General features: G+C 63.9%; 14 protein-coding genes. 5 read left to right on the top strand and 9 right to left on the bottom strand.

Annotated features, from left to right (window positions below; genetic code table 11):
• The first annotated feature begins 3 nt into the window (after positions 1-3).
• From NKH02_RS05850 to NKH02_RS05835, 4 genes are read left to right on the top strand one after another with little or no spacing between them, the layout of a single operon-like run.
• Positions 4-1,305, top strand: a complete 1,302-nt coding sequence (locus NKH02_RS05850) for a cytosine deaminase (RefSeq protein WP_352877075.1) — start codon at positions 4-6, stop codon at positions 1,303-1,305.
• Positions 1,305-2,705: an FAD-binding oxidoreductase gene (locus NKH02_RS05845; protein ID WP_352877130.1), complete on the top strand. Its 1,401-nt coding sequence runs from the start codon at positions 1,305-1,307 to the stop codon at positions 2,703-2,705. The genes NKH02_RS05850 and NKH02_RS05845 overlap by 1 nt, the downstream gene beginning before the upstream one ends.
• A 43-nt stretch (positions 2,706-2,748) precedes the next feature.
• The gene (locus tag NKH02_RS05840) at positions 2,749-3,330 is read left to right on the top strand and encodes an NAD(P)H-dependent oxidoreductase (protein ID WP_352877072.1); all 582 of its coding nucleotides are present in this window, start codon (positions 2,749-2,751) and stop codon (positions 3,328-3,330) included.
• Positions 3,330-3,917, top strand: coding sequence for an NAD(P)H-dependent oxidoreductase (locus tag NKH02_RS05835; protein WP_352873796.1), 588 nt, complete (start codon positions 3,330-3,332; stop codon positions 3,915-3,917). Before NKH02_RS05840 ends, NKH02_RS05835 begins: the two co-directional genes overlap by 1 nt.
• 169 nt (positions 3,918-4,086) lie before the next feature.
• Here NKH02_RS05835 and NKH02_RS05830 read toward each other — a convergent pair whose 3' ends face one another.
• The 5 genes from NKH02_RS05830 to NKH02_RS05810 are packed head-to-tail and all read right to left on the bottom strand — an operon-like array spanning position 4,087 to position 11,648.
• Complete coding sequence (locus NKH02_RS05830; protein ID WP_352877069.1) at positions 4,087-6,537, bottom strand: GcvT family protein; 2,451 nt, start codon at positions 6,535-6,537, stop codon at positions 4,087-4,089.
• Complete coding sequence (locus tag NKH02_RS05825) at positions 6,534-7,715, bottom strand: pyridoxal phosphate-dependent aminotransferase (protein WP_352877067.1); 1,182 nt, start codon at positions 7,713-7,715, stop codon at positions 6,534-6,536. The genes NKH02_RS05830 and NKH02_RS05825 overlap by 4 nt, the downstream gene beginning before the upstream one ends.
• Entirely contained in the window at positions 7,708-8,613 is a 906-nt protein-coding gene (locus tag NKH02_RS05820; protein WP_352867421.1) for a homocysteine S-methyltransferase family protein, read from the bottom strand. The genes NKH02_RS05825 and NKH02_RS05820 overlap by 8 nt, the downstream gene beginning before the upstream one ends.
• Positions 8,610-11,063 carry a GcvT family protein gene (locus tag NKH02_RS05815; RefSeq protein WP_352877065.1) on the bottom strand — a complete coding sequence of 818 codons (2,454 nt, stop codon included), beginning with the start codon at positions 11,061-11,063 and terminating at the stop codon, positions 8,610-8,612. The genes NKH02_RS05820 and NKH02_RS05815 overlap by 4 nt, the downstream gene beginning before the upstream one ends.
• Before the next feature lie 21 nt (positions 11,064-11,084).
• Positions 11,085-11,648, bottom strand: coding sequence for a helix-turn-helix domain-containing protein (locus NKH02_RS05810; RefSeq protein ID WP_352877063.1), 564 nt, complete (start codon positions 11,646-11,648; stop codon positions 11,085-11,087).
• A gap of 202 nt (positions 11,649-11,850) precedes the next feature.
• Here NKH02_RS05810 and NKH02_RS05805 point away from each other — a divergent pair, with 202 nt between their 5' ends.
• Positions 11,851-12,555 carry a nitroreductase gene (locus NKH02_RS05805; protein ID WP_352877061.1) on the top strand — a complete coding sequence of 235 codons (705 nt, stop codon included), beginning with the start codon at positions 11,851-11,853 and terminating at the stop codon, positions 12,553-12,555.
• A gap of 223 nt (positions 12,556-12,778) precedes the next feature.
• Here the strand turns inward: NKH02_RS05805 and NKH02_RS05800 are convergent, their stop codons facing one another.
• Genes NKH02_RS05800 through NKH02_RS05785 form a run of 4 tightly spaced genes read right to left on the bottom strand, consistent with a single transcriptional unit; the run spans position 12,779 to position 17,929 of the window.
• Positions 12,779-13,366, bottom strand: coding sequence for a sarcosine oxidase subunit gamma (locus NKH02_RS05800; protein ID WP_352877059.1), 588 nt, complete (start codon positions 13,364-13,366; stop codon positions 12,779-12,781).
• Positions 13,359-16,352 (bottom strand): sarcosine oxidase subunit alpha, encoded by a 2,994-nt coding sequence (locus NKH02_RS05795; RefSeq protein ID WP_352877057.1) that lies wholly within the window; start codon positions 16,350-16,352, stop codon positions 13,359-13,361. Before NKH02_RS05795 ends, NKH02_RS05800 begins: the two co-directional genes overlap by 8 nt.
• Positions 16,349-16,660 carry a sarcosine oxidase subunit delta gene (locus NKH02_RS05790; RefSeq protein ID WP_352867434.1) on the bottom strand — a complete coding sequence of 104 codons (312 nt, stop codon included), beginning with the start codon at positions 16,658-16,660 and terminating at the stop codon, positions 16,349-16,351. The genes NKH02_RS05795 and NKH02_RS05790 overlap by 4 nt, the downstream gene beginning before the upstream one ends.
• Positions 16,661-16,669: 9 nt before the next feature.
• Positions 16,670-17,929, bottom strand: a complete 1,260-nt coding sequence (locus NKH02_RS05785) for a sarcosine oxidase subunit beta (protein ID WP_352877055.1) — start codon at positions 17,927-17,929, stop codon at positions 16,670-16,672.
• Positions 17,930-18,015: the final 86 nt, after the last annotated feature.

Genomic DNA, 18,015 nt, shown 5'->3' with positions numbered 1-18,015 from the left:
GTCTTGATTCCCAACACAGGATCATACCGGCTCGCCAACGTCCGGCTTCACGCGTCCCTGACACCGGGCCTTGGCGCTGCCTTTGATGGCGATGGCTTCGCGCTTGCCGACATCACTGTGGCCGACGGCAAGATCGCCGGCATTGCCGCGCATCGTCGTGCAGAAGTGTTGGCCGGTACCATCGATCTTGGCGGCCGCATCGTGCTGCCGTGTTTCGTCGACTGCCACACGCATATCGACAAGGGCCATATCTGGCCGCGAAAGCCCAATCCCGACGGCACCTTCATGGGCGCGCTGAATGCCGCCGGCGCCGATCGTGTGGCACGCTGGAGCGCCGAGGACGTGGCGCGCCGCATGGATTTTTCGCTGCGCTCGGCCTACGCGCATGGCACCAAGGTGCTGCGCACCCACATTGACAGCGTTGCACCGCAGGAGGAGATCTCCTGGCCGGTGTTCGAGACGATGCGCGAGGCCTGGCGTGGCCGCATCGAATTGCAAGGCGCCTGCCTGCTTGGCATCGAGGGGGTGCGCGACAAAAAATGGTTCGACAGGCTGGCAAAACGGGTTGCGGCCGCGAAGGGCGTGCTCGGTGTCGTCACCTATATGGTGCCGGACCTCGAAGAACTGCTCGACCATGTCTTCGCGCAGGCCATCAAGCATGGCCTCGATCTCGATTTCCATGCCGACGAGACCGACGATATTGCCGCCATATCGCTGAAGAAGATCGCCGAGGCCGCTCTCTGGAACGGCTTCGAAGGCAATATCCTTGTCGGCCATTGCTGTTCGCTGGCGCGCCAGCCCGACCTCGATGTGCTCGACACGCTGGACAAGGTGGCGAAAGCCGGGCTCGCCGTCGTCTCGCTGCCGATGTGCAATCTCTATTTGCAGGACCGGCGCGGCGATGGCACCACGCCGCGCTGGCGTGGCGTGACGCTGCTGCACGAGATGAAGGCGAGGGGTATTCCGGTCGCGGTCGCTTCCGACAACACGCGCGATCCGTTCTATGCCTATGGCGATCTCGACATGCTGGAGGTCTACCGCATGGCGACACGCATCCTGCATTTCGATCACCCGGTTGCCGACTGGCCGCAAGCTGTCACCGCGACGCCGGCCAAAGTGATGCGGCTCGATGGCGTCGGCACGCTTGCCGCCGGCGGCGATGCCGATTTCATCGTGTTCAAAGGTCGAAGCTGGACGGAATTGCTGTCGCGGCCCGAATCGGATCGCATCGTCGTGCGCGGCGGCAAGGCGATCGACCGGCAATTGCCCGACTACGCCGAACTCGATGAACTGATGGTGGAATGATGGACGTTTCGGCGCTCAAACGCGATCTCGAAGGCCTGAAGGTCGACGACAATCCGGCCATCGTCCAGCAGAAGAGCCGCGATTTCTATTGGTACAGCCCGGTGCTGAAGCAGCAGCTCGATCATGTCACTGGCGATTTGATCGTGACGCCGAAGAACGAGGCCGAACTGGTCCGCGTGCTTGCCGCCTGTCACCGGCATGGTGTGCCGGTGACACCGCGCGGCAGCGGCACCGGCAATTACGGCCAGGCGATGCCGCTTTCGGGCGGCGTGGTGCTCAACCTTGCCGAAATGAACGAGATCAAATCGATCGCGCCGGGGCGCGTGGTGACAGGTCCCGGTGCCATTCTGGCCGATATCGACAAGGCAACGCGGGCGCATTCCGGGCAGGAGTTGCGGCTGTCGCCGTCCACCTACAACACGGCCTCGATCGGCGGCTTCATCGCCGGCGGCTCGGGTGGTGTCGGCTCGATCAATTTCGGTGGCCTGCGCGACTTCGGCAACGTGCTTCGACTGCGCGTGGTGACCATGGAGGCAGAACCGAAAGCGCTCGAGCTCACCGGTGAGGATCTGCACAAGGTCACACACGCCTATGGCACCAACGGCATTATCACCGAAGTCGAAATGCCGCTGACGGCTGCCTACGACTGGGTCGACGTCATCATCGGTTTCGACCGTTTCATGGATGCGGCGCGCTACGGCAATGCGCTGGCGTGCCAGGACGGCATCCTGACCAAGCTCATCACGCCGATAGCGGCACCCGTGCCGCAACTCTATTTCAAGCGGCACCAGAAATTCCTGAAAGAGGGACAAAGCATCTGCGTCGTCATGGTGGCGCAGCATGGGCTGGATGCCTTCCTGGCCTTCACCCGCCGTGCCGGTGGCGAGGTGATCTTCAATGCGGCCACGGCAACGCCGGACGAGAAAAAAAGCCTGCCGCCGGCCTATGAGCTGGCCTGGAACCACACGACGCTCAGGGCGCTGCGCGTCGATCCTTCGATCACCTATCTGCAATCGCTTTATCCTTTTCCCAACCAGTTGGCGCTGGTCGAGAAGATGGACGCGATGTTTCCGGGGGAGGTTTTTTCGCATCTCGAATTCGTGCGGCTGGACGGCAACATCACCTGCTTCGGTCTGCCGCTGGTCAAGTTCACCACCGAAGCGCGGCTCGACGAGATCGTGCGCCTGCATGAGGAGAATGGCTGCCCGATCTTCAACCCGCACCGCTATACGCTGGAAGAGGGCGGCATGAAGCAGACCGACGCGGTGCAGCTTGCCTTCAAGCGGGAGACTGATCCTCGAGGGTTGCTCAATCCCGGCAAGATGATCGCCTGGGAGAACCCGGATTACGATTATCGGTCGGGCCGGACTTTTTTGTTCAAGGGGCTGCAAAGAGTGTGATGAGGACAGGTTTGCGCTTGAACACCCTAGGGGATATTCCCCTGTGAACATCCTTGTCCTCTACGCCCATCCTGTCGAGACCAGCTTCAATGCCGGCCTGCACCGGATGATCGTCGAGCGGTTGACGGCGGCGGGCCATACGGTCGACGACTGCGATCTCTATGCCGAGGATTTCGATCCGCGGCTGACGCGCAAGGAAAGGCTGGACTATCACAACCAGCGCGGCACCTCCGATGCGGTGGCTTCCTATGTCGAACGCCTGCTGCGCGCCGATGCGCTGGTGCTTTCCTATCCAGTCTGGAACTACGGCTTTCCGGCGATCCTCAAAGGCTTCTTCGATCGCGTCTTCTTGCCGGGCGTGTCGTTCAAGCTCGTCAACGGCAAGGTGCAGCCGTCGCTGCACAACATCCGTAAGGTCGCAGCGGTGACCACCTATGGCGGCAGTCGGTTCCGCGCCTTGCTGATGGGCGATCCGCCGCGCAAATTGATCAAGCGTATGCTGCGCGCCACCGTAAAACCGGGTGCGCCGGTGAGCTATCTCGCGCACTATGCAATGAACCTGTCTACCGACGGCACGCGCAAGGCCTTCGTGGCAAGGGTCGCAGCCAGCATGGACGCCTTCTGATGCGCGCGCTGGTGGTCTACTGCCATCCGGTGCCCGATAGCTTCTGCGCCGCAATCCGCGATACCGCCGTGGACGTGCTGACGCGAAGAGGCTGGGAGGTGCGGCTGCTCGACCTCTATGCCGAGAAATTCGATCCGGTGATGAATTGCGACGAGCGGCGCTCCTACAATGATCAGGCGCCGCAGGACCCGGCGCTGAGGCCGCATTTCGAGCTGCTCAACTGGGCCGAAGCGATCCTGTTCGTCTATCCGACCTGGTGGTACGGGCTGCCGGCGATGCTGAAGGGCTGGCTCGACCGGGTGTGGGCGACGGACGTCGCCTTCAAGCTGCCGGCGGGCAAGGGGCGGATCAAGTCGCTGATGACGCATGTGACCAAGATCGGCGTCATCACCACCTGCGGGGCGCCGACCTGGTGGAGCGTCGTCGTCGGCCAGCCCGGACGCAAGACCCTTTTGCGCGGCATGCGGGCGCTGTGCGCCACGCGTTGCCGGACCTTTTTCCTGGCGCACTATCTGATGGATTCCTCGACGCCGCGGACAAGGGCGGCGTTTCTGGCGAAAGTGCGAGCGAAGCTGGAGCGGTTTTGAGTCTTTAACCCTCCCCCTTGTGGGGAGGGTCGCGCAGCAAATGCCGCAAAGCGGCTTTTGCGAAGCGGGGTGGGGGTTTCGTAGGGCGCTATCCCCCACCCCGTCCCGCAATCTCCGCTCCGCTCCGACTGCGAGCCGACCCTCCCCACAAGGGGGAGGGTAAGAGGCGCTACATCCTGATCCGCTCCGACTTCGGGTCGTACATCGGCTTCAGCGATGCTTCCGCCGCAAAACGCTCGCCGGCGATCTCGATCTCGTAGGACGAGGCCAGCACATCCGCCTCGCTCTCGCCCTGGCACTTGATATAGCCCAGTCCGACGGCGCCGCCGAGATGATGGCCGTAATTGCCTGATGTGATCGGACCGACGATCTCGCCGTCGCGCAGGATCGCCTCGTTGTGGAAGAGCAGGGGTTGCGGGTCTTTCAGGCGGAACTGGACCAGCCTACGGCTCAGTCCGGCTTCCTTCTTGCGCAGCACGGCATTACGCCCAATGAAGTCGCCCTTGGCCGTTTTGACGGCGAAGCCAAGGCCGGCTTCCAGCACGTTGTCCTCATCGGTGATGTCGTGGCCGAAATGCCGAAAGGCTTTTTCGATGCGGCAGGAATCCAGCGTGTGCAGGCCGCAGAGTTTCAGGTCGACATCCGCTCCTGCCTCTTCGATCGCTTCGAACACATGGGCTGCCTGATCGGTCGAGACATAGAGTTCCCAGCCGAGCTCGCCGACATAGGTGACGCGGTGGGCGCGGGCCAGGCCCATGCCGATCTCGATCTCCTGGAACGTGCCGAACGGGTTGGTTTCGTTGGAGAAATCGTTGGGACTCACCTTCTGAATCAGCTTTCGCGCATCCGGTCCCATCAGGCAGAGCACGGCTTCGGCAGCGGTGATATCCGTGATGACGACGAATTCGTCGGTGTGGTGTTTTCTCAGCCAGGCGAGGTCGCGCTGCAGTGTTGCACCTGGGACGACGAGGAAGAAGGCCGTTTCCGACAGCCGCGAGACCGTCAGGTCGCTCTCGATACCGCCGCGCTGGTTGAGCATCTGAGTGTAGACGATCTTGCCCGGCGCCACGTCCAAGTCGTTGGCGCAGAGCCTTTGCAGGAAGGCGCAGGCATCGCGGCCCTCGACACGGATCTTGCCGAACGAGGTCATGTCGAACAGGCCGACCTTGTTCCTGACCGCGAGATGTTCTTCGCGCTGGTTATCGAACCAGTTCTGGCGCTTCCAGGAATAGCGGTATTCGCGCTCCTGGCCCTCGCGGGCGAACCAGTTGGCGCGCTCCCAGCCGGCGACTTCGCCGAAGACAGCGCCACGCGCTTTCAAATGCTCGTGCAGGGGCGAACGCCTGACATTGCGCGACGTCGCCATCTGTCGGTAAGGGAAATGGTCGGCATAGAGCAGACCGAGCGTTTCGGAGACGCGCTCCCGGAGGTAACGGCGGTTCTTCTGGAACGGTTGGGCGCGACGGATGTCGACTTCCCACAGGTCGAAGGGGGCTTCGCCGTCATTGATCCACTGCGCCAGCGCCATGCCGGCGCCGCCGGAGGAGACGATGCCGATCGAATTGTAGCCGGTCGCCATCCAGTAGCCGGACAGCTCCGGCGCCTCGCCGAGATAGTAGCGGTCGTCGGGCGTAAAACTCTCGGGACCGTTGAAGAAGGTGTGAATGCCGGCGGTCGCCAGCATCGGCATGCGGTTGACGCCCATTTCGAGGATCGGCTCGAAATGCTCCATGTCCTCCGGCAACTGGTCGAAGCAGAAATCCTCGCGGATGCCATCCATGCCCCAAGGCTTTGCCACCGGCTCGAAGGCGCCGAGCATCATCTTGCCGGCGTCCTCCTTGTAGTAGGCGCATTCGTCGGGCACGCGCAGCACCGGCAGCCGGCCCAGACCGGGGATCGGTTCGGTGACGAGATAAAAATGTTCGCAGGCATGCAGCGGAATGGTGACGCCGTTCTGGGCGCCCAGTTCGCGCGCCCACATGCCGGCGCAGTTGACGACGATGTCGGCTTCGATGGTGCCTTGTTCTTCGCCTTGCGCCCAGGACACGCCGGTGACGCGACCGGCCTTGGTGTGGACCTTGGTGACCTTCACATTCTCGACGATGGTGGCACCGCGCTGGCGCGCGCCCTTGGCCAGGGCCATGGCGATGTTGGCGGGGTCGCACTGGCCGTCGAGCGGCAGATGCACGGCGCCGACGACGTCCGAGACATTGAGATGCGGGTACATCTCACTGACTTCATTGGGTGAAATCTCGCGGACATCGACATCGAAGGCGCGCGCCAGCGACGCTTGCCGATAGACCTCGTGTTTGCGCTCCTCGGTCAGCGCCACGGTGATGGAGCCGACCTGGCGCATGCCGGTGCCGACTTCGGTCTCGGCTTCCAGCTTGGCGTAGAGGTCGGCTGAATATTTCGCCAGCCGGGTCATGTTCTGCGAACCGCGCAACTGGCCGATCAGGCCGGCGGCGTGCCACGTCGTGCCCGATGTCAGCTGCTTGCGTTCCAGGAGCACGATGTCGGTCCAGCCGAGTTTGGCCAGGTGATAGGCGACCGAACAGCCGGAGACGCCGCCGCCGATGATGACGGCGCGGGCTTTGGCAGGGATGGCCTTGGCGGTCATGCGGCCTCGCGACGATAGCTGGAAGCGAAACGGCGCAGCCGAAGCGCTGCTTCTTGCAGCACGGGCTCCGGCTGGCAGAGGCTGATGCGAATGTGCCCGGCGGCCGCCTCACCGAAGCTGGAGCCGGGCATCACGCCAACCTTTTCCTTGTCGAGCAAGGCCCAGGCGAATTTCTCGTCGTCCGGTTCGACGGCTGAGATGTCGAGCATGACATACATGCCGCCCTCCGAACCGCGCACGGTGACATCGTTCATGCCACGCACCGCATCGAGCAGGACGGTGCGGCGCGCGGCGTAGCGCTCGGCGATCTCCTTGACGCCGTAACGATTCTCCAGTGCCTCGGCGCAGGCGATCGAGATGAAGGCCGGCAAGCCATAGGTCGTCACCAGGTTGAGGTTGATCAGCAGTGTGATCATCGCCTCCGGACCAGTCAGCCAGCCCATGCGCCAGCCGGTCATGCCGTGGCTCTTGGACATGGAATTGATCACCAGCGTACGCTCGGCCATCCCTGGCAGCGAGCGCGGCGAGACATGTTCGCCGCCACCCAATGTCCAATAGACTTCGTCCGACAGCAGCCAGAGGTCGTGCTCCCGGCAAATCTCGGCAAGTTGCTCCAGCCGCTCGCGCGAATAGACAGCACCGGTCGGGTTGTTCGGCGTGTTGATAAGGATGGCGCGCGTGTTCGGTCGTAGCGCCGCGCGGATCGTCTCGGCACGCGGTTGGAAGCCGTCTTCGGCGGGCGTTTCGACGACGGTGAAACTGGCACCGGCGGCGCTGAACGTGTTGGGATAGGTGGCGTAATAGGGCGCCACGACGATGGCGTGGTCGCCCTGGTCGAGCACGCCCTGCACGGCCGCGTAGAGTGCGGCCTGGCCGCCCGGCGTGGCGATGACCTGATCCGGCGACGTCTCGACGCCGGTGCAGGCGCTCGAGGCTGCCGCCATCGCCTTGCGCAGGCGCGGCAGGCCGGGAAGCGGGGTGTAGTGATGATTGCTGCCGCGAACCGCGGTCACGCAGGCTTCGATCGTTTGCGAAGGTGTGTCGAAGTCGTGATCGCCGACCGACAGCATGATGATGTCTTCGCCGGCCTCCTTGCGCGTCCAGGCGGCGAAATGGACTTCCCAGCCGTCCTTGCCCGAAGGCACGATGCCGGAAATGCGCGATGATGGTCTAGGCATGCAAAACTCCTGAAATTTCGTAGCCGGCGTGTTCGAGCCGGTCGCGCAGAGCGGCGATATGCGGCGGTCCGACTTCGCAGCAGCCGCCAACGATGCTGGCGCCAGCCTCCACCCAGCCGATCGCCTGATCGGCATAGGCATCCGGGCCGAGGTCGTGACGAGCATGCAGCACATCGACTGTGCCGCCGTGCTTGAGTGCCTCGGTAGAGGTGAAGCCATTGGCATAGGCGCCGATCGGGCCGCCGAGGTCGATCAGCTCGGGCAAGGCCGCGGCGATCGCTTCCGGCCGGCAGCAATTGACCAACCGCGCCGCGACTGCGAGGCCGTCGAGCGCGCTTGCCGCGGCGGCTATTGCCTCGCCGCTGCGCAGCCGCGGTTTGCCGTGATCGGCCAGCGTCCACGACACCCATACCGGCTTGCCGCTTTCCGACGCCGCGGTGACGGCCGCGCGCGCCTCCTCGGCGGACGCCATGGTTTCGCACAGGAACAGGTCGACGCTATCCGCTTGCTCGGCAACGATGCGGCGGTAGATGTCGAGCGTCTCCTCGAAGGAAATGGTCAGTGCCGGCGCGTAGCTGCCGAAAAGCGGCGACAGGCAGCCGGCGATCGCCGCGTCGCCGGCCTCGTCGCGAGCCTGCCTGGCCAATTCGATGCCGCGCTTCTGCAACGGCTTGAAGAGGTCTTCCGCGCCCTCGCGCGCCAGGCGTTCGGGCGTCGCCGAATAGGTGTTGATGGTGATGACCCGGGCACCGGCACGGATGAATTCCGCGTGCAGGTCGCGCACCAGATCCGGCTCGTCGATCAGGACCCTGGCCGACCAAAGCGGCGTCGGCTCGGATTGGCTGCGGCGAACCAGTTCCTGTCCCATTCCGCCATCGGTGAGAATAACCTTCTTCATGCGCGCAGCCTCTCGTTCTTCGGATCCCACAGAGGCTCATATTTCTGCACGACCGCCTGGAAACGCTCGCCGAAGATTTCGACCTCGACGGTCGTGCCGGGTTCGGTCAGGTCGGCGCGCAGCATGCCGAGCGCGATCGACTTGTCGACGCGGTGGCCCCAGCCGCCCGACGTCGTCTCACCAACGATCTGGCCGTCATGCCACAGCGTCGACATGTAGGGAGCGTCGCAGTCGCCGGGGTTTTCGACGACCAGCGTGACGAAACGTTTCTTCACGCCTTGCTGCTTCTCGTTCAGCAAGGCCGCCTTGCCGCGGAAGTCGGGTTTATCCCATTTGACAAAGCGCTCGAGCCCACCCTGCAGGATCGAATAGTCGGTCGACAGGTCGCCCTTCCAGGTGCGGTAGCCCTTTTCGAGCCTCAGCGAATCCAGCGCATACATGCCGAACGGCTTCAGTCCATGCTGCTGTCCTGCCGCGCAGACCACGTCGAAGATGGCGGCGGTGTCGTCGACCCTGGTGTGAATTTCCCAGCCGAGTTCGCCGGCGAAGGAGACACGCACAAGCTTCGCCCAGCGGCCGGCGATCTTCGTTTCCTGATGCGTCAGCCACGGCAGAGCGAGGTCGGCTTCGCAGATATCGGCGAGGATTTTCCTCGAGTTGGGTCCGGCCAGGATCTGGGTAGAGAATTCCTCGGTCCGGTCGATCAGCCTGAAAGACGCATCCTTGGGCATGCGCGATTTCAGCCACTCGAAATCATGCCATTGCGCGACCGCCGCGGTGATCAGCGTCATCAAATTCTCGTCGTGACGCACGACGGACATTTCGGTGATGATGCGGCCCTTGTCGTCGGCGAAATAGACGAGGCCGATGCGGCCGGGCTTCGGCACCAGCCCGGTGACCTGCAGGCTTAGCCATTCGGCGGCGCCCGGGCCGTCGAGGTTGAAGCGCGAGAATCCCGGCAAGTCGAGGATGCCGGCGGCGTCGCGCACCGCCAGGCACTCCTCGCGCACACGGTGTTGCCACGGTCCGTCGCGGCGGAAGGTCAGCGTCGCTTCCTCGGAGATGTCGTCGCCGTCTTGCGCGTACCAGGTGGCGCGCTCCCAGCCATTATAGGCATCGAAGCGGGCGCCGAACGCCTTGATACGATCGTGGATCGGCGACAGCTTGCGGTCGCGGCCTTCAGGCCAGGCATGACGCGGAAACTGGATGGCGTATTCGTTACCGTAGATCTCCATGCCCTTGGCGACGCAATAGTCCGGCGCCGAGGCAAAGGACGTGAAGCGGCGCGGATCGCACGACCACATGTCCCATTCGGTCTGGCCTTCAGTCACCCATTCGGCCAGCACCTTGCCGGCGCCGCCGCCCTGGGCGATGCCGAAGGTGAAGACGCAGGCCTCGAAGGCATTGGGAACGCCGGGCATCGGGCCGATCAGCGGATTGCCGTCCGGCGTGTAGGGAATCGGCCCGTTGATGACCTTGGACAGGCCGGCCGTGCCAAGGATCGGCACGCGGGCGACGGCGTCGGCCAGATAATGTTCCAGCCGGTCGAGATCGTCGGGGAACAGCTGGAAGGAAAAATCCTCCGGCATCGGATCATTGTGGGTCGCCCAATGCGCGCGGCAATTGCGCTCGTAAGGGCCGAGATTCATGCCGTTCTTCTCCTGGCGCAAATAGTAGGAGGTGTCGACGTCGCGCAGCAGCGGCAATTTCTTGCCCTGTTCCTTCGACCACGCCGCCAGTTCGGGGATCTCCTCGAACAATATGTATTGATGGCTCATCACCATCATCGGTACCTCGCGGCCGAACATCCGGCCCACTTCGGCGGCGCGGTAGCCGGCGGCGTTGACGACAATCTCGCAGCGGATCTCGCCTTGCGCTGTTACAACCACCCACTCGTCGTTCTCGCGGCGCACGCCTGTGACCGGGCAGAAGCGGATGATTTTCGCGTCCATGTCGCGCGCGCCCTTGGCCAGCGCCTGGGTGAGCTGCGCCGGATCGATGTCGCCATCGCTCGGGTCATAGAGCGCGCCCTTCAGATCATGCGTCTCGATGAAGGGATAGCGCCGCTTGATCTCGTCGATGCCGACGATGTCGATGTCCATGCCCTGATAGCGGCCCATGCCCTTGGCGCGCTGGAATTCCTGCATGCGCTCTTTCGTATGGGCAAGGCGCAGCGAGCCGGTGACGTGATAGTTCATGGGATAGTCGACCGCGTCGGCCAGCCCGCGATAAAGCTCGGTCGAATAACGCTGCATGTTCATCAGAGACCAGGACGAGGAGAAGGTCGGCACGTTGCCGGCGGCATGCCAGGTCGAGCCGGAGGTCAGCTCGTTCTTTTCCAGAAGCACGCAGTCGGTCCACCCCGCCTTGGCGAGATGATAGAGCGAGGAGGTGCCGACGGCACCGCCTCCGATGATCACCACGCGCGCCGTGCTCGGCAAACCCGCCATGTTCTTCTCCCAAACTTTAACTCAATAGACCGGCGGCGAAACCACCCAGATGACAATTGCCGGCTCGGCCCCCGGATTGCGCCAGCGGTAAGGCTTGCCTTCGAAGCGAAAGGAATCGCCCTCGCCAAGCCGATGCCAGACGCCTGCTATCTCGATGTCGAACAGTCCGGATGCGACGTATCCGGCTTCCTCGGTCGGCCGCTGCGCCTCGGCCTTCAGTTCCGCGCCCGGTGCGAAGACCGAACGCACCATCTCGAAGCTACCGCCGAGATCGGGCGACAGAAGCTCCTCCACCAGGCCGGATTCGCTTGTGCCAAGCGTGCGGCGCCTGCCGGCGCGCACAACCACGCCGCGCTCGCTTTCGACAGGTACGTCATGGCTGAAGAACAGGCTGATCGGCACGCCGAACAGTTCGGCGAAGGCCCTGAGGTCGCTGAGCGATGGCGTCGACAAGCCACGCTCGACTTGGCTGACCCAACCGACCGAACGGTCAAGCTTCAGGCCGATCTCGGCCAACGTCAGACCACGCAGTTTGCGCAAGGCCCTGATATCGCCGGCCAGCACGCGTTCGTCAGGTCCATGCAATGTTCTTGCGGCAGGCGAAGGCAAAGGGCTCACTTCGTGAAAAATTCCAGATAAATTTCATGAGAAGTCAAGCGCATGAAAAAATCAAGTGGATTTTCACAGATGCAGAAGATTTGCTTGCACGATTTTGACGGTTCATGCAAAGGCTCGGGCACGAACGGCGAGTGGGGACGTCTGGTCGAGACGAGGGTAAGGACGGCCCATGCTGGAAAACAACACTCGAATTGCGAGCGAAGCCCAGATTGTCGACGAGGCGATTCTGTCTCGCCGTTCGGTGCGCGCGTTCCTCCCCGACATGGTCGACGACAATACGATCCGCGCCATTCTGGCGGTTGCAGCGCGGGCTCCGTCGGGCACCAACATGCAGCCGTGGAAGGTCTACGTCACCAAGGGCGAGACCAAGCAGCAGATTACCGACGCCATTCTCAATTCCGGCATTCGCGCCGAAAAGGCCGACTGGGACGAATACCGCTACTATCCCACCCAGTTCTTCGAGCCTTATCTGACCCGGCGCCGCGCCAACGGCTTCGGTCTTTATGGCGCGCTCGGCATCGGCCGTCGCGAGGTCGACAAGATGCGCGCCCAGCACGACCGCAACTTCGTCTTCTTCGATGCGCCGGTCGGCATGATCTTCACCATCGACCGCCGGCTCAACCAGGGCTCGTGGATCGACTACGGCATGTTCCTGCAGAACATCATGGTCGCGGCGCGGGGCAGGGGTTTGCACACTTGCCCACAAGCAGCGTTTGCACCCTACCACCGGCAGATCAGGCCGGTGCTCAACATTCCCGACGAGGAGATCGTCGTCTGCGGCATGGCGCTTGGCCATGAGGACATATCCAAACCGGAAAACACCTTCCGCACCGACCGCGTACCGATGGAAGAGTGGGTGACGTTCAGCGAGTAAGCCGGCTGGCAACCGGGTGCGCCTTGAGCGACACGCTCTATTCGGTATTCATCTGAGGCGCTGTGGCCGCTGACATGGGCCCTGCGGCGTAAGCTTCAGGTAGGCAAGCAGCGCCAGAGCGTGATGACGCCTTCGATCACGAACGGATGCGGAAGTCGTCGGCGACGACAGGGCCGCCGCCTGGCGCGCCGTTGTGCAGCAGTCGTAGCCGACAAGGCGGGGTCTACTGCACCTCGTAGCCGACTTCCTCGCTCGCGTGACACAGCGCCTTCCAGAACGACCGCGCGAAGGAGCGGAAGACATAGATGTCGAACTGGTCGGCGCCGGTGCGCTGGATCTGGGCGAAGACATCGTGATGGGCGGTCGAGCGACCGGCGCCGACCGGAAAGGCCGGCAGCGAAAAGTCGATGGCGAAGAACTTTGCCAGCACCCATTCGGCCTTCGGCCCGGCAATGCGGATGGCGGTGCGGCCATGCGAAAGGTCGGTGATCGTACCGATGGCCGGGGTGACCACCTTGGCAAAGGCAGCGGCCAACCCTTCGGCCTCGTCGGCCACGGTGAACTTTCCCGGCGCGAAGCCGAATACCGACTTCACGCCGTCGCTCAAGCCGCCGCCGGCGCCATCGGGCAGAGCAAGCCCGGTGACGGTGCGGATGGCTGATATCAGCTTCTTCTCCTCGCCAGGCCAGGCGGCGAGCTGTACGATCGAGCCCGGCTGCGTCTCGGTCAGGATGATTTCGACGCCGTGCTCGAAATTGCCGTGCGAGCCGACATGAAATTCCGGATCGAGGGGCGATTGGCGCTCAACCATGCATGCGGCTCCCGTCCGGATCGAAGAAGTGGTTGGAGACGATCTCGACCGGTCCGAACCGGTTGCGCAAGGGATCGGAGACATTGGCGCGCGTGCCCTGCCTGGCCTTGCCGTCCTTGACCAGCGCCAGCGCGATATGCTTTCCGAGTGCCGGCGAATAACAGCACGCGGTGATGTGGCCGATCGAGCCGTGCGGATTGGCCTCGTCAACCTCTTCGACAATGTGCGCGCCGCCATTGAGCGGCCGGTTGTCGAGGGCGACCAGGCCGACCAGTTCCAGGCGGTCAGCCGCGATCAGGCCTTCGCGGTCCATCATCGCCGAGCCGATGAACGGCTTCTTCTTCGACAGCATCCAGTCGAGATGCAAATCGCGCGCAGTGGTGCGGCCATCGATCTCGGCGCCGGTGACATGGCCCTTTTCGATGCGCATCGTGCCCAGCGCCTCGAGCCCGTAGGTGACCAGACCGAACGGTCTGCCGGCCTCGATCAGCGCTTCCCAGACATGGGTGCCATGGCCGGCGCCGGAATAGACCTCGAACGCCATTTCACCGGAGAAGGAGAGCCGGCAAATCATCACCGGCACATCCGATATCTCGCCGCGAACGATGCCCATGAAGGGCAAGGTGGCATTGTCGACCGATGTGCCGGTGACACAAGCGGCAAGGATCTCCCTGGCCTTGGGCCCGCCGATCGCGGCGCCCGCCCATTCGTCGGTCACCGAGGTGACGTGGACCTTCAGGTCCGGCCAGATCACGTCGAGGAAATATTCCAGATGCTGCATCACCTTGCCGGCATTGGCCGTGGTGGTGGTCATCAGGAAATCCTGCTCGCCCAGACGCCAGGTGGTGCCGTCGTCGAAGGCGAGGCCGTCCTCGCGCAGCATCAGGCCATAGCGAGCCTTGCCGACGGCCAGCGTCGAAAACATGTTTGTGTAGACGCGATCGAGGAACGCAGCGGCGTCGGGCCCTTGCACGGCGATCTTGCCCAGTGTCGAGACATCGACGATGCCGGCGGTCTCGCGCGTCGCCTTGGCCTCGCGGACATAGGCTTGCTCGATTGTCTCGCCGGCAAGGCCGTAGATCATCGGACGGTACCAGAGGCCGGCGGAATACATGGTCGCGCCGTTGGCGAGATGCCAGTCATGCATCGGCGTCAGCCGCTCTGGCTTCAGGTCGCCAAAACGCTCCGCCGCCAGCGAGCCGATTGAAACCGGCGCAAAGGGCGGCCGGAAGCGCGTCGTGCCGACCTCGGGGATCGGCTTGCCCAGCGCTTCGGCCATGATGGCAAGGCCGGGGACGTTGGAACTCTTGCCCTGGTCGGTCGCCATGCCGAGCGTGGTGTAGCGCTTCAGATGCTCGACCGAGACGAAGCCTTCGCGGTGCGCCAGCCGAACGTCCTCTGCTGTCACGTCGTGCTGGAAGTCGACAAAGCTCTTGCCCTTGGCCCTGATCTCGAACACCGGAGCCGGATCGGGATCGCCTGGTACGGCTTCGACGGTCGGCAGCACGGACGGTGTGCTCTGCCCGCCGGCGGCGGCAAGGCCCGCGGCGCGGCCTTCGGCGAGTGCTTCGAGCGTCGAGAAACTGCCGGTGAACGCGCCGGCGCCGATCCATTTCTGTGTCGGCTTCGGCGGCAGGAAGGCTTGCCGCGCGGCATTCCATTCCGCCTTGGCGCCGGCCTGGCTGGCCAGATGGATGGTCGGCGACCAGCCGCCGGACATCAGCAGGCAATCGGCATGGATGCTGCGTGCGTCGCCGATGGGCGCGCCGTTGGTCATGTCGAAGCGTTGCAGCTTGAGGCCGGACAGCGCCTTGCCGCCTTCGGTGGCGACGACGGCATGGCCGGCGAAGATCTCTGCCTCGGCCTCCGCGGCCAGCTTGCGCATCTCTGGCGAAAGCTCCGGCCTGATATCGGCGATGGCGACGACCGCGGCTCCGGCTTTCTTCAAGGCGACCGCCGCCCGATAGGCGCTGTCGTTGTTGGTGAACAACGCGATCCGCTCGCCCGGCAGCACGCCGAACTCGTTGGCATAGCGCTCGGCGGCATGCGCCAGCATCACGCCTGGCCGGTCATTGCCCGGGAATACCAGCGGCCGCTCGAAAGCGCCGGTGGCCAGAACCACGGATTTGGCGCGTATCGCCCAGTAACGATGGCGCGGCTCGCCCTTGCCGGGCTGCTCCTTGTGGTCGCTGACCCGTTCGAGCGCGGCAAGCGTGTTGTTGTCGTAATAGCCCCACACCGTGGTGCGCGGTAAAAGCCGGATATTGTCGCGGCCTTCGAGCTGGGCGACGATGCGGCGGGCCCAATCGGCGGCCGGCGCACCGTCAATCGTTTCGTCGGACCAGTTGGCCGAGCCGCCGAAACGCGGCTCGAGATCGGCCAGCATGACGCGCGCGCCCTGATCGGCGGCGGCCTTGGCGGCCATCAGTCCGGCCGGGCCGGAGCCGACCACCAGCACGTCGCAAAAGGCGTTCATGCGCTCGTAGCGGGCCGGGTCCTTCGCCGATCCGGCGCTGCCGAGACCGGCGGCGCGGCGGATGAAATGTTCGCAGAACATCCAGAAGCGCGTGCCCTTCAGCGGGCCGAACGCCGGTCCCATGAAGGTCTTGTAGTAGAAGCCGGCCGACAGGATCTTGCCGCCGAGCTGGTTGACGGCGTTGATGTCCCAAGCAAGCGAGGGAAAGCGGTTCTGGCTGATGGCGACCAGCCCGTCATGGATCTCGACCATGGTCGCCGGAATGTTGGGCTCGCGGACCTCGCCCTTCAGCACCGTCACCAGGGCATTGGGCTCCTCGACGCCAGCCGTCAGCAGGCCGCGCGGGCGGTGGTATTTGAACGAGCGACCGAAGAGGGTGACGCCCTTGGCCAGCAGCGCCGATGCCAGCGTATCGCCGGCATGGCCGGTATAGGGCGCGCCGTCGAAGGTGAAGCGGATGGTTTTCACCCGGTCGATGCGACCGCCGATGTCGGTGCGGCGCGGGCTCATGACTTGCCCTCCGCCTTGCGGCGCGCGGCCGAGGTGTGATCGCCGCGCCCATGATCACCCCGTATGAAGGCGACGCTCAAAATCTCATGCGTCAGCGTGTTGCGCACGACCCGCAGATGCGCGCGGCAACCGCCGGAATGCTGCCAGATCTCGTTGTGGTCGCCGGCCGGGTTCAGCCTGTCATAGACGTAGGCGTTCCACGCCTCGAAATTCTGCGAGGCGGGGTCGGGACGCTCGCGGTTGCCGTCACCCTGATAGGTGAACTCGATGACGTCGCGCGGGCCGCAATAGGGGCAGGTGATCAGCACGGAATGCTCCTAATGAAGCCGCGGGTTTGCACCCTGGCCCTTGTCGTCGATCACCAGGCCGCGATGGAAGCGGTCAAGCGTGAAGGGGGCATTGAGGTCGTGCGGCTGATCCTTGGCGATAGTCCAGGCGAAGCACCATCCGGAAGCCGGCGTCGCCTTGAAGCCGCCATAGCACCAGCCGCAGTTGAGATACATGCCGGGCAGGGGGCCGGTGGTGATGATCGGCGAGCCGTCCATCGACATGTCGCAGACGCCGCCCCAGGAGCGCAGCATGCGCACGCGGGCAAGGCCCGGGAACAGCGCCAGCATCTCGCTCATCACTTCGTCGACGATAGGCAGATTGCCGCGCTGGGCATAGCTGTTGTAGCCGTCGATGTCGCCGCCATAGATGAGGCCGCCCTTGTCCGACTGCGACATGTAGAAATGGCCCATGCCAAACGTCACGACGGTATCGATGAAGGGTTTCAGCGATTCGGTGACGAAGGCCTGCAGCACATGGCTTTCGATTGGCATCCTCTCGATGCCGGCCAGCTGCATGACGCGTCCGGTGCTGCCGGCGACCGCGACAGCCACCTTCTTGGCGCGTATGTCGCCGCGCGACGTCGTGACGCCTGTGATGCTGTCGCCATCGCGCAGGAAGCCGGTGACCTCGCAATTCTCGATGATGTCGACGCCGCGTCGGTCGGCGCCGCGCGCGTAACCCCAGGCCACCGCATCGTGACGGGCGGTGCCCGCGCGCCTTTGCATCAGGCCGCCGACCACCGGAAAGCGTGCGCTGTCGGAGATATCGAGCGCCGGGATCAGGCGCTTGATCCGCGCCGGTGTCATCAGCTCGGCGTCGACGCCGAGATGGCGCATGGCATTGCCGCGCCTTGCATAGTCGTCGAACTGGGCCGGCGTGTGTGCCAGGTTCAGGCAGCCGCGCTGCGAGAACATGACGTTGTAGTTGAGCTCGTGCGAGAGGTTCTCCCACAGCTTCATCGAGTGTTCGTAGAAGCGGGTGTTGGCCGGCAGCAGGTAGTTCGAGCGCACGGCCGTCGTGTTGCGGCCGACATTGCCTGAGCCGAGCCAGCCCTTTTCCAGCACAGCGACATTGGTGATGCCGTGTTCCTTGGCGAGATAGTAGGCGGTGGCCAGCCCATGACCGCCGCCACCGATGATGACGACATCATAGGATGCCTTCGGGTCCGGCTTGCGCCAGGCCGGCTTCCAGTCCTTGTTTCCCTTGAGCGCGTTCGCGAGCAGCGAAAAGGCCGAGTACTCTGCCATCATTGTCATCCGGTTCGGGCGATGCGGCAGACTATAGAGCAGGCCGCATCCGCAAAGCCAATATTGCGCCATTGCCTTTCGACTGG

It is taken from the genome of Mesorhizobium sp. M1396 (assembly GCF_040317725.1).
GTDB lineage: Bacteria > Pseudomonadota > Alphaproteobacteria > Rhizobiales > Rhizobiaceae > Mesorhizobium.
The sequence above is the reverse complement of the archived record's forward strand: the minus strand, read 5'-3'. Positions and strand labels throughout refer to the sequence as shown.

Excerpts from the sequence above, each read along its gene's own strand:
- NKH02_RS05845 (WP_352877130.1), top strand. The coding sequence starts at position 1,305 with ATGGACGTTTCGGCGCTCAAACGCGATCTCGAAGGCCTGAAGGTCGAC.
- NKH02_RS05835 (WP_352873796.1), top strand. The coding sequence starts at position 3,330 with ATGCGCGCGCTGGTGGTCTACTGCCATCCGGTGCCCGATAGCTTCTGC.
- NKH02_RS05830 (WP_352877069.1), bottom strand. The coding sequence starts at position 6,537 with ATGACCGCCAAGGCCATCCCTGCCAAAGCCCGCGCCGTCATCATCGGC.
- NKH02_RS05825 (WP_352877067.1), bottom strand. The coding sequence starts at position 7,715 with ATGCCTAGACCATCATCGCGCATTTCCGGCATCGTGCCTTCGGGCAAG.
- NKH02_RS05820 (WP_352867421.1), bottom strand. The coding sequence starts at position 8,613 with ATGAAGAAGGTTATTCTCACCGATGGCGGAATGGGACAGGAACTGGTT.
- NKH02_RS05815 (WP_352877065.1), bottom strand. The coding sequence starts at position 11,063 with ATGGCGGGTTTGCCGAGCACGGCGCGCGTGGTGATCATCGGAGGCGGT.
- NKH02_RS05805 (WP_352877061.1), top strand. The coding sequence starts at position 11,851 with ATGCTGGAAAACAACACTCGAATTGCGAGCGAAGCCCAGATTGTCGAC.
- NKH02_RS05800 (WP_352877059.1), bottom strand. The coding sequence starts at position 13,366 with ATGGTTGAGCGCCAATCGCCCCTCGATCCGGAATTTCATGTCGGCTCG.
- NKH02_RS05795 (WP_352877057.1), bottom strand. The coding sequence starts at position 16,352 with ATGAGCCCGCGCCGCACCGACATCGGCGGTCGCATCGACCGGGTGAAA.
- NKH02_RS05785 (WP_352877055.1), bottom strand. The coding sequence starts at position 17,929 with ATGGCAGAGTACTCGGCCTTTTCGCTGCTCGCGAACGCGCTCAAGGGA.